10 protein-coding genes are annotated in these 14255 nt (G+C 37.4%); 5 read left to right on the top strand and 5 right to left on the bottom strand.

The window, feature by feature from the left end; genetic code table 11:
- Nucleotides 1–90: 90 nt before the first annotated feature.
- Nucleotides 91–2061, bottom strand: a complete 1971-nt coding sequence (gene glgX / locus R3X26_RS10575) for a glycogen debranching protein GlgX (protein ID WP_317717278.1) — start codon at nucleotides 2059–2061, stop codon at nucleotides 91–93.
- A gap of 520 nt (nucleotides 2062–2581) precedes the next feature.
- Here glgX and R3X26_RS10570 point away from each other — a divergent pair.
- The gene (locus R3X26_RS10570; protein ID WP_317717277.1) at nucleotides 2582–3727 is read left to right on the top strand and encodes a tetratricopeptide repeat protein; all 1146 of its coding nucleotides are present in this window, start codon (nucleotides 2582–2584) and stop codon (nucleotides 3725–3727) included.
- A gap of 120 nt (nucleotides 3728–3847) precedes the next feature.
- Here the strand turns inward: R3X26_RS10570 and sstT are convergent, their stop codons facing one another.
- The 4 genes from sstT to R3X26_RS10550 form a co-directional block, all read right to left on the bottom strand.
- Entirely contained in the window at nucleotides 3848–5059 is a 1212-nt protein-coding gene (gene sstT / locus R3X26_RS10565; RefSeq protein ID WP_317717276.1) for a serine/threonine transporter SstT, read from the bottom strand.
- 470 nt (nucleotides 5060–5529) lie between these two features.
- Nucleotides 5530–5994, bottom strand: a complete 465-nt coding sequence (locus tag R3X26_RS10560; protein WP_317717275.1) for a copper chaperone PCu(A)C — start codon at nucleotides 5992–5994, stop codon at nucleotides 5530–5532.
- Between the two features lie 31 nt (nucleotides 5995–6025).
- Nucleotides 6026–6643 (bottom strand): SCO family protein, encoded by a 618-nt coding sequence (locus R3X26_RS10555; RefSeq protein ID WP_317717274.1) that lies wholly within the window; start codon nucleotides 6641–6643, stop codon nucleotides 6026–6028.
- Nucleotides 6640–7065 carry a hypothetical protein gene (locus R3X26_RS10550; RefSeq protein ID WP_317717273.1) on the bottom strand — a complete coding sequence of 142 codons (426 nt, stop codon included), beginning with the start codon at nucleotides 7063–7065 and terminating at the stop codon, nucleotides 6640–6642. Before R3X26_RS10550 ends, R3X26_RS10555 begins: the two co-directional genes overlap by 4 nt.
- Nucleotides 7066–7379: 314 nt before the next feature.
- Between R3X26_RS10550 and R3X26_RS10545 the strand changes: the two genes are divergently transcribed.
- From R3X26_RS10545 to R3X26_RS10530, 4 genes are all read left to right on the top strand, one after another.
- Entirely contained in the window at nucleotides 7380–10397 is a 3018-nt protein-coding gene (locus R3X26_RS10545; RefSeq protein WP_317717272.1) for a chemotaxis protein CheB, read from the top strand.
- A gap of 90 nt (nucleotides 10398–10487) precedes the next feature.
- Nucleotides 10488–12563, top strand: coding sequence for a putative bifunctional diguanylate cyclase/phosphodiesterase (locus tag R3X26_RS10540; protein ID WP_317717271.1), 2076 nt, complete (start codon nucleotides 10488–10490; stop codon nucleotides 12561–12563).
- Nucleotides 12564–12608: 45 nt separating this feature from the next.
- Nucleotides 12609–13028: a two-component system response regulator gene (locus tag R3X26_RS10535; protein ID WP_317717270.1), complete on the top strand. Its 420-nt coding sequence runs from the start codon at nucleotides 12609–12611 to the stop codon at nucleotides 13026–13028.
- Nucleotides 13029–13130: 102 nt separating this feature from the next.
- Nucleotides 13131–14162 (top strand): NADP-dependent oxidoreductase, encoded by a 1032-nt coding sequence (locus R3X26_RS10530; protein ID WP_317717269.1) that lies wholly within the window; start codon nucleotides 13131–13133, stop codon nucleotides 14160–14162.
- The last annotated feature ends 93 nt before the right edge of the window (nucleotides 14163–14255 follow it).

Genomic DNA, 14255 nt, shown 5'->3' with positions numbered 1-14255 from the left:
GATCAAATTATTTAAAGCAGAAGTGATAACTCGGAAATCACATTGCTGTGTTTTCCGAGTTGAGTATTATTTCAATTTGGTCCGATGTGGTTAATCTGACTTAGCGCTCGAATGAAGTATTGCCAAAGAGGTAGGGGCCATTAACACTTCTTTAGTGGCTTTGGATCGAATTACGCTATCTTGGCTAGTATCACATATCGTATACCAGTTTTGCTGATAGTTATTTGGTAGTACGAAGCGTGCAGGTGCAGAAGCTTGATTAATTAGATAAATTAACTCGTCCCCATTTGTTCCAATACCAAGGTGTAAAGCGACAGAGCTCTGTGAATTCCAATCCTCGTGTTCCATATGTTCGCCATCGGCTCTGCGCCAACCAACTCGATTATCGTTGCGTTGTTCACCGCTAAAAGCTTGGATGAAAGGCACCATATATTGCTGACGAGCGGCTAACATATCACTCATCCAACGTTTGAATCTGTCTTTTTGCGAGTTTAAACCCCAGTTTATCCAACTTAAATGGTTATCTTGGCAATAGGCATTGTTATTACCTTTTTGTGTATGGGACATAACATCGGCTGTCATGATGTGAGGGATACCAAAGGCAAACAACAAACTTGCAATGAAGTTGCGTTTTTGTTTTTCACGGACCGCTTTGATCATCATGTTATCGGTTGAACCTTCTACACCGTAGTTGTCTGAACGATTATCTCCGTGCCCATCATGATTATGCTCGCCGTTTGCTTCATTATGCTTGTGACGATAAGAGACTAAATCTTGCAAGGTAAAGCCATCGTGATAGGTAATGTAATTGATTGTCAATTTTTGTGGCCAACGACTCGCGCTGTATAAATCTCTCGACCCCATAATTCTGGTAGCAAATTCTTTGAGGTAGCCAGGCTCGCCTTTCCAAAAACTTCTGGTGATGTCTCTAAATTTGTCGTTGCACTCGTTCCAACCATCAGGAAAACTACCAACTTGGTAACCATTTGGGCCGATATCCCATGGTTCAGCAATGAGTTTTATTTCTCTCAGAATAGGATCTTGTGCAACGGCTTTAAAAAACGGCGAGTGATAATTAAAGTCATCGCCATTTCGTCCTAGCGTTGCGGCAAGATCGAAGCGAAAACCATCAACATGAAACTCTTCAACCCAGTATCTCATTGAATCCATAACCAGATTTAACATAGGTTGATGCATTAAATCTGTCGTGTTTCCACAACCGGTAAAATTAGCGTAGTGGGGGCCATGTTTTATGTAGTTGCTAGGGTCGAGTGCTTTTAGATTAAACGTTAATCCGCCTTCTCCACCTTCGGCAGTATGGTTATATACCACATCTAATATTACCTCAATACCATGGCTGTGCAGCTCTCGAATAGCGGTTTTTAGCTCTATGACCGCATCACTATGAGCGTATCTAGGATCTGGAACCATGAATAGATAAGGGTTATAACCCCAATAATTTACCTTGCCCATGTCGAGAAGGTGTTCTTCATGCATACATGCTGCAACAGGTAATAGTTGAAGAGTGGTAATATTCTGCTCTTTATAAAACTTAAGCATCTCTGGGCTAGATAAGCCTAGATATTTTCCTTGTTTTGACTCTTCTATATCTTGATTGAGTTTAGAAACTCCTTTTACATGGGTTTCAAACAATACCGTTTCTTCTCTAGCGATACGAGGTGGTTCAACACCTTGCCAATCAAACGTGGTGTCTACGACAACGCATTTACTCATTTCCCAGCTTTTTTTGTTGCTGTACGGTGTTGCGTAATGTAACGGTTTTTCTAGTGCTTTGGCATAAGGATCAGATAAAAGCAGCCTGTCACCTTTTTCTGTGGTTATAGCGTAACCATATTTTTGCCCGGCTTTGATTTCTGCTATATAAGTATGTCGTATGCCCGCATATTCCTGATTCAACGGGAGTTCTTCATAGGCATCACCTTCGCCATCAAATAGCACCAGTAATATGTCAGGACAGGCAGGTGCATAAATAGAAAAATTGCAGCCTTTGTTGTCTAGTGTTGCCCCTAAAGGGTACGGACGTGAGCGATTGTCTGTCATTTTATATAATTCTTAGAATAGTTAGCTGTTTACACAAATCGATGCGAATTTTAGTTTTAAATAAAAAGCGAATGAAAAGCTTTGTATTTTCTCTATTTGTCGATGCTGATTTTATTTATTTATCAATTATTATTAATAGCATATTTATGTTGAAACATGATTGAATTAACACTTTATAGACTAATTAAGCGTAGATTAAGCAACTTTACCCTAGATTTAGATATTTATCATACATAATCTGTTTTAGTCATGGTTTTTTGTTTTATTACTATGTCTAAAAGATAGCTTATTTCCGCTGACTCAGTTGCGATTAAATTTTGTTTACAGTGTAAATTAGCCGTTAAGTCATTATGTAATGCTATTTTGTTGCTCAAGCGATCTGATTATGTATAGATAATTTGAGCAATGGTTTATAGTATTCTTATATGTTAATACTCAGTTGAAGGCATTACTTGCCTTTGTTGTGCTGAGTGTTGTTAATCAGTAACAGCTGTGTACAAAAAGGCTGCAAGTTTATCTTATGAATTTTATAACTATAGCCATTGGCTCTACTGTCGTATTCCTAGTCATTATTTTTGGCTGGATGTTGTCTCTATCTGCCAAAAAAAAGAGACTGGTTCAAGAAAAATCAGAGCGAGATCGTGCTTATAAAAGAGCGATTGAAAGACAGCGTAATGAAGAGAAAAAAGAACGTCAATTTAAGGCGGAGACAGGGCATATTCCTACCCAACTTTTTTTAGCCAAAGAAGCCGAGCTGCAAAACCCTAGGGAAGCGCTCTATTGGTATGAACAAGCAGCGCTCCAAGGTAATGAAATGGGGATGTTTGGTGTTGTTCGAGTTTGTGCTCGTGCTAAAGATGATATTGTCCTTAGTGAAAAATCGAAATTTTGGAAGGTTGCGATTGAAGCTTACAATGGTAACAAGCGAGCTAAGTTTGAAATGGGTAAAGCATTGTTAGGTGGTAAAGGTACCGAACAAGATATCGATAAAGGTATTGCTGCTATTGAAGATGTCGCTAATGAAGATAATATTGACGCCCAAATTTATATGGGAGATTGGTATATAGCGGAATCTAACATGCAACCCAATCCAAAATTATCAGCTGAATGGCACTTTAAAGCGGCACAACAAAATAGCATTGAAGGTCAATTAAAACTAGGTGAGCACTACCGTGACGGTATAGGAGTGGATAAAAATATCCGTAGAGCAACATATTGGTTTGAGCGTGCGGCAGAACAAGCTGATCCTAAGTCACAGTTTTATGCTGGTGACATATGGGTAGGTAGAGGTGCCAAAGGTAATGCGATTGCTTATATATGGTTGTTTCTATCGGCTTATTTTGGCTATGAGCCTGCGAAATTAAGACGGGATGATGTGGGTAATTTACTAGGCGTAGATGCAGTAGTCGCTTTGCAAGGAATGGCGAAGCCGTTGTTAAAAAAATTTGCTAGTGGTGCTATTGAAAAACATTCTATGATAAAAACCCTCAATAAATTGTATAAAAGAGAAACTTATTTTCCAGATATTGATGGAAATGAATTTATGGTCTATGAATCTCAAGCTACTGATAAAGATACTGAAACCCCAAAAAAAAGTGACGAAAAGCAGAGCCACGAACCATTTTTAGATTATTCTTCATCACCGATGGATAAAAATAACAGATAAATTTGGTGAGAGTAACGTGTAAATGACTAACGAATAAAAAATCCAGCTAACTGCTGGATTTTTTATATAGGCGAATTTATAGGTAAGTATTCTAATTATGATAAGTCAATATCTTATTATTTACGCTTGTTTTGATTGACAAATTGCGGCAGTGAAGATTACATCAGTCGAACTGTTCAATGCAGTTTCAGCTGAATCTTGAATCACACCAATAATGAACCCAACACCAACAACTTGCATTGCTACATCATTAGAAATACCAAATAAACTACACGCTAATGGGATTAATAGTAGAGAGCCACCTGCAACACCAGATGCGCCGCAAGCAGAAACTGACGCAACAAGGCTCAATAGTAAAGCCGTTGGTAAATCAATGTTGATTCCCATGGTATGTACAGCCGCAAGAGTTAATACCGTTATAGTAATCGCTGCACCAGCCATGTTAATCGTTGCACCTAATGGGATTGAAACAGAGTAAGTATCTTCATCTAGTTCTAGTTTTTCACATAACGTCATATTGACAGGAATGTTGGCTGCGCTTGAACGAGTGAAAAAGGCCGTAACACCGCTTTCGCGCAGACATCTAAACACAAGTGGATAGGGATTTTGTTTTGTTTTTATCCAAACAATAACTGGATTAACCACTAGAGCGATGATAAGCATCGAGCTTAACAATACCACTAATAATTGAATGTAACCTGCTAATGCATCGAATCCTGTTGTTGCGAATGTACTGGCAACGAGACCAAAGATGCCAAATGGCGCTAAGCGAATGATAAAACGAACAATTTGAGATACACCGTGACTAAGATCTTGGAATACAATTTTAGTTGATTCTGATGCATGGTGTAGAGCGAGACCAAGGCCAACCGCCCACACAAGAATACCGATGTAATTCGCTTCTTTTATCGCATTTACAGGGTTGTCTACCAGTTTAAATAACAGTGTATGAAGTACTTCACCGATACCTTGTGGTGGGGTTGTACCTTCTGCACCAGCCACTAATGTTAGAGTGGTTGGGAATGCGAAACTGAGTAATACAGCGGTTAAGGCGGCGGTAAATGTACCTATCAAATAAAGAGTAATGATAGGACGCATTTGTGTTTTTTGACCTTTCTTTTGGTTTGCAATAGAAGCCGCTACAAGAATGAAAACGAGAATAGGAGCAACCGCTTTTAATGCGCCAACGAATAAGCTACCAATTAACCCGGCATCTTTGGCACTTTCAGGCGCTATAGTGGCGAGCACTATACCGAATATTATGCCTACAACTATTTGTAGAACAAGGTTACCACTAGTGAATCTAGCGGCGAGTGAATTGTTGTTTTGCATGGAATTACCTAATAATTATTTTAAATTTTGTTATACCCATCCCCTAACGTTTTCTTGCTAGCGGAACGACCTGCATATTTTATGTTATGTAGAGTATCTGTCTATAATAAAGTCAATAATTAACTATTTAATAATTATATTTGTGATAAGTTAGATGTTTATATTGATACGTTGTTAACTGAACGTTAGTAAAATGATAAGAATCAGCAGTGATCAATCATCGCTGCTGATTAGTTTAAATGAGTAAACAGGTATAATAAGTATACAAATTTAATCGACCCTTCTATCGCTAGTGTGATGTTCAACAAAGATGGGTATGTGGGTACTAACTCTCTATAAAAGGAGCGATTATATTGGCTTTACAAACATTTTATATTGGTTTTACAACACATTAAAGACTACTAGGTAGATGGGACATTCTAATGATTTACATTCTGGGAGTCATAAGTAATACATTCTAAACTATGCTATTAATGGTGCGACATTTTATGTGACTTCATTCCTTGCATTACTTTTTTGATTTGCGCTTCAAAAGTTAGTGCTTCCCCGTTCGCAAAGTTGACGGTTACCTCTATTTTTTTACCTTCTGTAAATGGTTGTTGAAGGTCGAAAAGCATTATATGTAGACCACCAGGCTTCAATTCTGTCCTTGTCATAGGCTCTATAGTAATAGAACTTACCTGGCGCATTTTCATTACTTCCCCCTGCATAATATGCGTATGCAATTCAACTTTTCCTGCGGCAGGAGTAGAAGCAGACACGATCTCTCTTAGTTGGTCACTGTTGTTTTCGAAAGTTAAAAATACCGCACTAGTCGGCGCATTTGGTGGCGTTGCTCTAGCGTAAGGGTGTTGTACTAATAGGCCTGCTGCAAACACTGAATACGTCGATAAAAGAGTGAAAGCGGAGGTAAGTAGTATCAAGATAGGTTTCATTTAACATTCCTTTTGCGGGTTATAATGGTTTTTATATTGAATTGGTTTTGAGTATTTTATCTATCGCGGTGACAATAGGAGTTGGCTCAAGAGTGTGCGGAACTTTGGTAATTAATGTTCCATCTGGTTTTAGAAAGTAAAAATATGAACTGTGATCAACAACGTAGTCAATAGCAGAGTCTGCTAATACGGTTTTTTTAAAAATAACACCATAATGGTCGGCTAGTGGCTTGGTTATGTTCAATGATGCAGAAAACCCTTCAATACTTGGATGAAAATATTGAGCGTATTGATGCGCCGCATTCGCCTCATCTCTTTGAGGATCAATAGATATAAACATCGGCCGTAATTGAATCAATTGCTCTGGCGTTATAGTGTTGAGTGCAGCCGACAACATAGCGAGTGATGTAGGACACACATCAGGACATCGAGTATAACCAAAGTAAACCACTCTAATTCTATTGTCATCAAGGTTAAAAATATGGGTTGGTGTATCGTTGAATCCATTTAATACCGGATCTTTGATTATCTGTTCGGTTGCTAATTCCTGTTGTTGTTGGGCAATATCATTTTGCATTTCTATAAAGACTTTCACACTGTAACCAAGTACAAAGGCAATCACTATCGCCAACGACCAATTTTTGCTCATCTTTCCATCCTTATTGCCGCGTAAACTTGTTTTTTGCCATCGGTTAACGTTCCAATCCATGTCATTTTATTTTCAGTACATACCGGCAGCATGATATCGGTCGAAAATTTACCGTTGGGCTGTTTAGTTAATTGATATTTGGCAATGCCCATATCCATTTCTACGCCTTGTAGAGAGAGTAACAATGTATCACTTAGTGTATTTTCCCATATTACTTCAATCGTATTTGGTACTAAAGGCTTAGCAATATCTTGTTCTAATGTCATGCTGACTTTATTTTGTTCGCAACTTTTACTAGATAACATACAGTATTGAGCGATATCAAAAGGTTCTGTTTTATTCTTGAGCGACTTTACAATATCTGGAGCGTAGAACCCCAATGTTATTGCTAAAACTAAAAAGAGTATAGGAGGTAATTTCATTAGGCTACATAACGTTATCAACAAGTTAATAGTTTAACATGTGCTTGTGAAAATAGGGTCAGTTGTTTTAATTAGTTGTGATATTTGACGAGATGAGATGAATAAACTAGCCAAATATGAGTGAGTTAAAGTAGAATTGACAATTAAAGTATTCATATCATGAATGAAAATCTAATATATATAGCTTAAATTAAGATTTGGAGTGGCGGACTATTTACGCATTACTTTGTTAGGTGGTTGATGGGAAGTGATTTAGATATGTCGCTAACATTAATCAAGGGTCGTTATATATTTAAATTATGGAGAGCCAACCAATGGCTAGTGAAGATACGCCTGTGAATTTATCTAGCGAGTCAAAGCTAAAGAACGACACTACATCTGAATTGATTGTTGTCGGCGTAGGTGCAAGTGCCGGAGGCCTTGAAGCTCTGCAAGAGTTTTTATCTAATATGCCTACCGATAACGGAATGGCAATTGTTGTCGCACAACATTTGTCGCCATCTTATCGGAGTATGATGGCTGAATTACTTGAAAAAGATTCAACAATACCCGTCGTCACAGCGGTTGATAATACTAAGATAGAAGCAAACAAGGTATATGTTTGTCCGCCAAATTATAATATTGAAATTAGTTCAGATGACCGTATTCGTCTTATGAGCTACCCAGAAGTTCGCCATACTCCTCGTCCTTCTGTTGATATGCTATTTGAGTCTATTGCTCAACACAAAGGCGAGCATGCTATTGGTGTGGTATTGTCGGGAACAGGGACCGATGGAAGCCGTGGAATACGTGCGATTAAAGGCGAGAATGGCTTTGGTGTCGTGCAAGACCCAAACGATGCAAAATACGACGGCATGCCCAATTCGGCTATTAATTCTGGTAATGTTGATCTTATTTTACAAGCAACTGAAATTGGACATGAACTGAAAAATATTATTTATTTTCCACGTAATTATGGGATTGATAATGATGGTACTATGCCAAGAGAAACGTACCACGGTATTATTCAGTTATTGAAATTGCATTGCAAAGTCGACTTTTCCCTTTACAAAGAAAATACAATATTAAGACGAATTGAACGAAGAATGACTTCGTTAAAAATTCGTAAGTCAGCTATTTATCTAGAACACTTAAAAAACCATAATGAAGAAGTGGTTTATTTGTTTAATGACATGCTTATTGGAGTTACTTCATTTTTCCGGGACACGCGAGCTTTTGATAATTTACAACGTGAACTGACTCATTATATTCGACATAAAAATAATATAGAGCTACGAATTTGGTGTACTGCCTGTTCAACTGGAGAAGAGGCATATACCATTGCAATAATACTGAGTGAAATTCTTGGTGATAGAATTGAACAATATAAAATTCAGATTTTTGCCACAGATATTGATAGTAAAGCTATTTCATTTGCTAGAAACGCTATTTACCCTGAATCGGCTTTAGCCAATATTCCACGAACGATTAAACATAAATATTTTATGGTTAATGGTGAGCAATTTGAAATAATTAAATCTATAAAATCTCATGTCATTTTTTCCGTGCATGATATTAATAATGATCCGCCATTTTTGCGTTTAGATCTTATTACATGTCGAAATTTAATGATCTATTTTACAGTAGAGCTCCAGCGTCAATTATTGCCTATGTTCCATTATGCGTTAAACCCTAAAGGGTTATTGATGTTGGGGCAGTCGGAATCTATTGGTGTTTTTCAAGAGCAGTACCGTTCACTGTCTAAGACTGGAAAAATATATGAAGCGCTGTATGTAGGAAAACAACTACCTCCAGAAAGAAAAAACCATAAATCGACGAATGGTTTGCACAAAGCTGTAGATATGCCAATTTTGATACCTGACCAACCTAAACGAAACAAACTTGATACTGAATTAGTAGAAATAATTACTGAAACTCTACGTGAATATGTTTTACCCAACGCGATATTGCTGAATGAAAACCAAGATATTATATTCACACAAGGTAGTAATTCCCTATTAATTAGACCCACAGGATTACCTTCAAATAATATATTCAAGAATTTACACCCTCAATTATCAATTGATCTAAGAAGTGCATTTCACCACATTCAATCCGGGAAGAAAATTGCCGATACGGGATTCCAATCTTTTCAATTAAACGGAAAAGATGTATGGGTTAAACTGATTATTCTAGCCATTGAACGTGATGGTCCACTGGGGGATCTCACGCTTATTTTCTCTCAAATAGAACAACCAGAGAATATTCCATTACTAAATAACTTAAATAATAAGGATAACAGTCAAGCGATTGCTTTAGAGCAGCAACGACTGTTAGTAAAGACCAAAGAGCAATTGCAAAATGTCATAGAGGAACTAGAAACCTCTAATGAAGAAATGCAGTCGATGAACGAAGAATTGCAGAGCTCTAATGAAGAATTACAAAGTTCCAATGAAGAGTTGGAAACGACCAACGAAGAACTGCAATCAACTAATGAAGAGTTACAAACTGCTTATGCAGAGTTACGAATGGCTTATGAAGAACGCGAACATCAACGTAATGAGTTAGAACGATTAAAAGTTGAATTGCAACAATCAACACGTTTACTTAATGATGCAGAAGTGGCTGGTAAAATGGGATCTTGGTTGTGGGATATCTCTACTCGTAAATTGGTTTGGAGTAATGGCTGTTACCATATTTTCGATTTGGATAAAGATGTTTTCCACCCTTCTTATGAAGCATTTATTGGTCTTGCGTCAGGAGAATACCGCAGTAAATTGGAAGAGCAGTTGACCAATTTATTGCATAATAACGCTAAGCAGCCTTTTATATTTGAAGCACAAGATGTTAATAAAAATATTGTTATTATCTCATTAGAAGCCGTTGTTTCATTTAATGATTTGAAACAAGCAACACGAGTGATGGGAACAATGAAAGACATCACTGAGCAAGTGTTAAAAGAGCGTGAACAGGCGGGATACAAAGAGAAAATCACATATATTTTGAATAGTAGCCTTAATGCGGCTTTTGTTCTCGATTTACAAGAACTACGGATTGGTTACGCTAACGCTGAATTTCGTAATTTATTGCAACATGATCAAAAGTCGATAAATAGTATCAGAAGTGATGATTTTTATTCTTTGTATGCTAATGAAGATAAAAAAACGATCGTATCAATTATTGATCAAGTATCAACGGCTTTGCCAGGACAAACATTCCCAGCAACTTATAAAATGAATACTAGTAATAGTGATCAATTTATAGAGGTTTATGCGAATCATACGGTTTATGAAATTGATGAAATAACAGGAATGCCAAGCAAAATGCTAGTAACCTTATTCGCTGCAAAGTGATGATAGATCGCAGGATAAATGATGATGGTCAGGGATGAACTTTGGTTGGAATATGAATACTTGGTTATAATATGAATACTTGGTTGGAATATGAATAAAGTAGGCCCGCAATTAAACGGTAACGATGAAGGCACCAATATTTATGATGGTTTAGGAATACCTTGTATTACAACCAATTCAAGCCTGCAGGTTATGGCATATAATTCTGCGGCTTACCAAAAATTGAGCCGTTTAATTACTAAATCAGAGCACAATGGAGCCACGCCTTTATTAACCGCGTCCATAAAATCGAACCTAAATGATTTTTTGCAATGGTTCAAAAATGAAGATAGTAGCTACCATGAAGTGGTTTTGAACTGCAATGGTATTGCTCGACGATTTATTGCTAATTGTCATGCTCAAACAATAACCACATTATATGAAGAAACGGAAACAACTGAAGTAAATTACAACTTTTGTTTTTTCCCTACCGATAGTTATTACTCACTAGATAAAGATTTTAACCTGTATAAAATGGTGTTTAAGCATTCTATACAAGCCATTTATATTAGTGATATTGATAATCGTATTTTATCGGTAAACCCAAGTTTTATAAATATTTTTGGCGTTGATCAAATCAATATAATCGGCACAAACGATAGCATAATTTATGATGCTGACTCTTTTTCTGAACATCAGAATATGCTAAAGCTAATTCAAGAAGAACGTGATGATGTGGTTACACGTTTACGTTGTATAAAATACAACGAAGATCATTCTAAAACTTATCTATATTGCAACGTCAGTATCATTAATATCCAAGATACTAATTCAGATGAAGCGCAATATCTGCATATCCTTGAAAACGTAACTCAGCAAGTTGCTATTGAGCAATCACTAGAAAAAGCCGCATTTGTCGACAGTCTAACAGGGTTAGACAATAGAGCCAGTTTCAATCGTCATTTTTCAAATATGTTTAGTGATGCTCAGCGAGTAGGAGAAAAAGTGGTCCTGTTTTATATTGACTTGGACCGTTTTAAGTATCTGAATGATGAACTTGGACATGAATATGGAGATTTACTATTAAAGCACGTAGCAGAGCGATTGAAGCATTGCTTTAAGCAGTGTGATGTTGTTGCGAGAATTGGTGGTGATGAGTTTGTGGTTATGTTGCAATCTGATGAGTGTATCGAAAGTCTCGAACGTATCGCTGTTAGAGCGATTAAAGATTTGTCTAAACCGTATATTTTAGATAAAACCCATTATACCTGCACATGCAGCGTTGGAGTTGCGCTGTATCCTGATGATGCGTTAACTCAAGATCAGTTACTGATTGCTGCTGATAGTGCGATGTATGATGCTAAGAGAAATGGCCGTAATAACTACGCTTTTTTTAATCCTTCAGAGCAAAAATCGCAAAGTACCAAGCAGCAGGTAGTCAAAGAGATACAATTGGCGTTAGACGAAAGGCAAATTCTGCCTTACTACCAACCTATTCATGACATGAATTCGGGAGAGGTGGTTTCCTTTGAAGCTTTAGCACGATTTGTAGATAACGATGGCGTGGTTCACTCGCCAGACTATTTTTTACCTAGTATTGAAGATGATGTTCTACTTATAGAACTAGGTATTTCATTACTGAATGATGTCGTTATTCAGTTGAATATTCTTGCTAATTTTGGTGTTTTTATTCCTATTTCAATCAACCTATCTTCATATCAATTACGCTCGGATGCGGTGATAAGAAAGTTTGAAATGGTTGCCAGTAAATATAGAAACTTAATTAATCTGATTAAGATAGAAGTAACCGAGACGTTAATTTTTGAAAACAACCAAAATGTGATTGTTAATATTGAACGATTAAGTGAATGCGGTTTTAGCTTAATGCTTGACGATTTTGGCACTGGATACTCTTCGATTTATTCACTAAAGAAATTTAAATTTTCTACGGTAAAAATCGATAAAACGTTTATTGATGATATCAATTCTGGCAATAAACAAGATCAGAGTTTACTCAATACTATTATTGCAATGATACAGAACCTCGGTATGGAGGTGATCTGTGAGGGTGTACAAACAGAAGCTCAGAAGCAATATTTGGTCGATAGAGGTTGTCGTTACGGCCAAGGTCATTACTATGCTGAAGCGATGCAGCGGACTAAACTACTTGATTACTTGGCTAGGTAATTATATAAAATCTAATAATATGCATTAAGGTGACTAGGTGAGAATATGAGCGTGAAAAAACCAGTACATGTGCTAATTATTGATGACGAGCGTTCGTCGATAGATGTTATGTCTAGTATGTTGGAATCGACTTTACATGTGCATGTAGCGACTAATGCGCAACAAGGCTTAGCAATATTAGAGCAACGTAAAATCAATATCATTCTACTCGATATTGATTTACCCGATATATCTGGCTTTGACTTATGTAAACAAATCAAAGCTAACCCAAATTATACCGATATTCCGGTTATCTTTATTTCTGGATACAACGATCTTGTTTTTGAAATTCAGGCTTATGAAGCAGGTGGTGTTGATTATTTAACCAAGCCAATTAGCCCTGTGAGGATGCTTATCCGAATGAGTGTTTTTTTAAACATGAGACTAGCCATTCCCTCCAGTAAAATGATTCGGCCGAAGATCTGACGTGATCATAAGTAACATATTAATTGTTCAATAACCAACCAAATTATCGACTTATTGGTTGTTATCTTATCAGTCGATTTTATTATTAAAAAGGACCCTTGAATGACCCAACAAATTAATCGTCGTATCGTACTTGCTTCTCGTCCAATTGGTTCACCGACTCAAAATGATTTTCGTATTGAGCATGTTGATATTCCAACGATTGGTGATAATGAGATATTGTTGCGTAGCATTTATCTTTCTCTTGATCCATACATGCGTGGCCGAATGAGTGCAGCAAAGTCATATGCTGATCCGATTGAACTTAATGATGTGATGGTTGGCGCAACAGTTTGTCAAGTTGAGGCATCTAACAATGCCGATTTTTCAGTCGGTGAGTGGGTACTTGCTTACACAGGTTGGCAAGATTATGCGGTTTCGAATGGCGCAGGTCTAATTAAGTTAGGTAAAAAACCAACTCACCCATCGTTTGCTTTGGGAATTATGGGCATGCCGGGTTTTACAGCTTATATGGGGCTACTCGATATCGGTGCGCCTAAAGCAGGAGAAACGTTAGTTGTGGCTGCGGCAACGGGAGCGGTAGGTGCAACCGTTGGTCAAATTGGTAAGCTAAAAGGTTGTCGTGTTATTGGTGTGGCCGGAGGTGAAGAAAAGTGTCGTTATGCGACAGAAGTGCTGGGCTTTGATGCTTGTATTGACCATAAATCGGATGATTTTGCAGAGCAACTTGCTTCTGCGTGTGAGCAAGGTATCGATGTTTATTTTGAAAACGTAGGCGGTAAAGTATTCGATGCCGTATTGCCACTCCTTAATACTGCTGCCCGAGTGCCGTTATGTGGTCTAATTTCTCAATATAATGCGACTGAGGTGCCACAAGGACCAGATAGAATGTCCGCTTTAATGGGAACTCTATTAGTTAAGCGTATTAAAATGCAGGGTTTTATTATCTTTGATGATTACGCTCCTCGCTACAACGAGTTTTCTCAACAGATGAGCGAATGGTTAGCTGAAGGACAAATTCAATATCGTGAACACTTAGTCGACGGTTTAGAACAAGCTCCAGAGTCTTTTATTGGCTTACTAGAAGGTAAAAACTTTGGCAAACTTGTGATTCAAGTTAACCAACCTAAATAAGTATTATTGATTGTCTAGGTGCTCATGGCCTAGGCTAAGAATCGCATTGTCCGCCTCCCATATATGGTCAGAGGTGACATGCCACCAAAGGAC

The organism is Vibrio sp. TH_r3 (assembly GCF_033101115.1).
Lineage (GTDB): Bacteria > Pseudomonadota > Gammaproteobacteria > Enterobacterales > Vibrionaceae > Vibrio.
Note: the sequence above shows the minus strand (reverse complement) of the source record. Positions and strands in the feature narration are given on the sequence as shown.

Bases quoted from the DNA above. Each gene is read 5' to 3' on its own strand.
- R3X26_RS10545 (WP_317717272.1), top strand. From the start codon at position 7,380: ATGGCTAGTGAAGATACGCCTGTGAATTTATCTAGCGAGTCAAAGCTA.
- R3X26_RS10535 (WP_317717270.1), top strand. From the start codon at position 12,609: ATGAGCGTGAAAAAACCAGTACATGTGCTAATTATTGATGACGAGCGT.
- R3X26_RS10540 (WP_317717271.1), top strand. From the start codon at position 10,488: ATGAATAAAGTAGGCCCGCAATTAAACGGTAACGATGAAGGCACCAAT.
- R3X26_RS10560 (WP_317717275.1), bottom strand. From the start codon at position 5,994: ATGAAACCTATCTTGATACTACTTACCTCCGCTTTCACTCTTTTATCG.
- glgX (WP_317717278.1), bottom strand. From the start codon at position 2,061: ATGACAGACAATCGCTCACGTCCGTACCCTTTAGGGGCAACACTAGAC.
- R3X26_RS10555 (WP_317717274.1), bottom strand. From the start codon at position 6,643: ATGAGCAAAAATTGGTCGTTGGCGATAGTGATTGCCTTTGTACTTGGT.
- R3X26_RS10530 (WP_317717269.1), top strand. From the start codon at position 13,131: ATGACCCAACAAATTAATCGTCGTATCGTACTTGCTTCTCGTCCAATT.
- R3X26_RS10570 (WP_317717277.1), top strand. From the start codon at position 2,582: ATGAATTTTATAACTATAGCCATTGGCTCTACTGTCGTATTCCTAGTC.
- sstT (WP_317717276.1), bottom strand. From the start codon at position 5,059: ATGCAAAACAACAATTCACTCGCCGCTAGATTCACTAGTGGTAACCTT.
- R3X26_RS10550 (WP_317717273.1), bottom strand. From the start codon at position 7,065: ATGAAATTACCTCCTATACTCTTTTTAGTTTTAGCAATAACATTGGGG.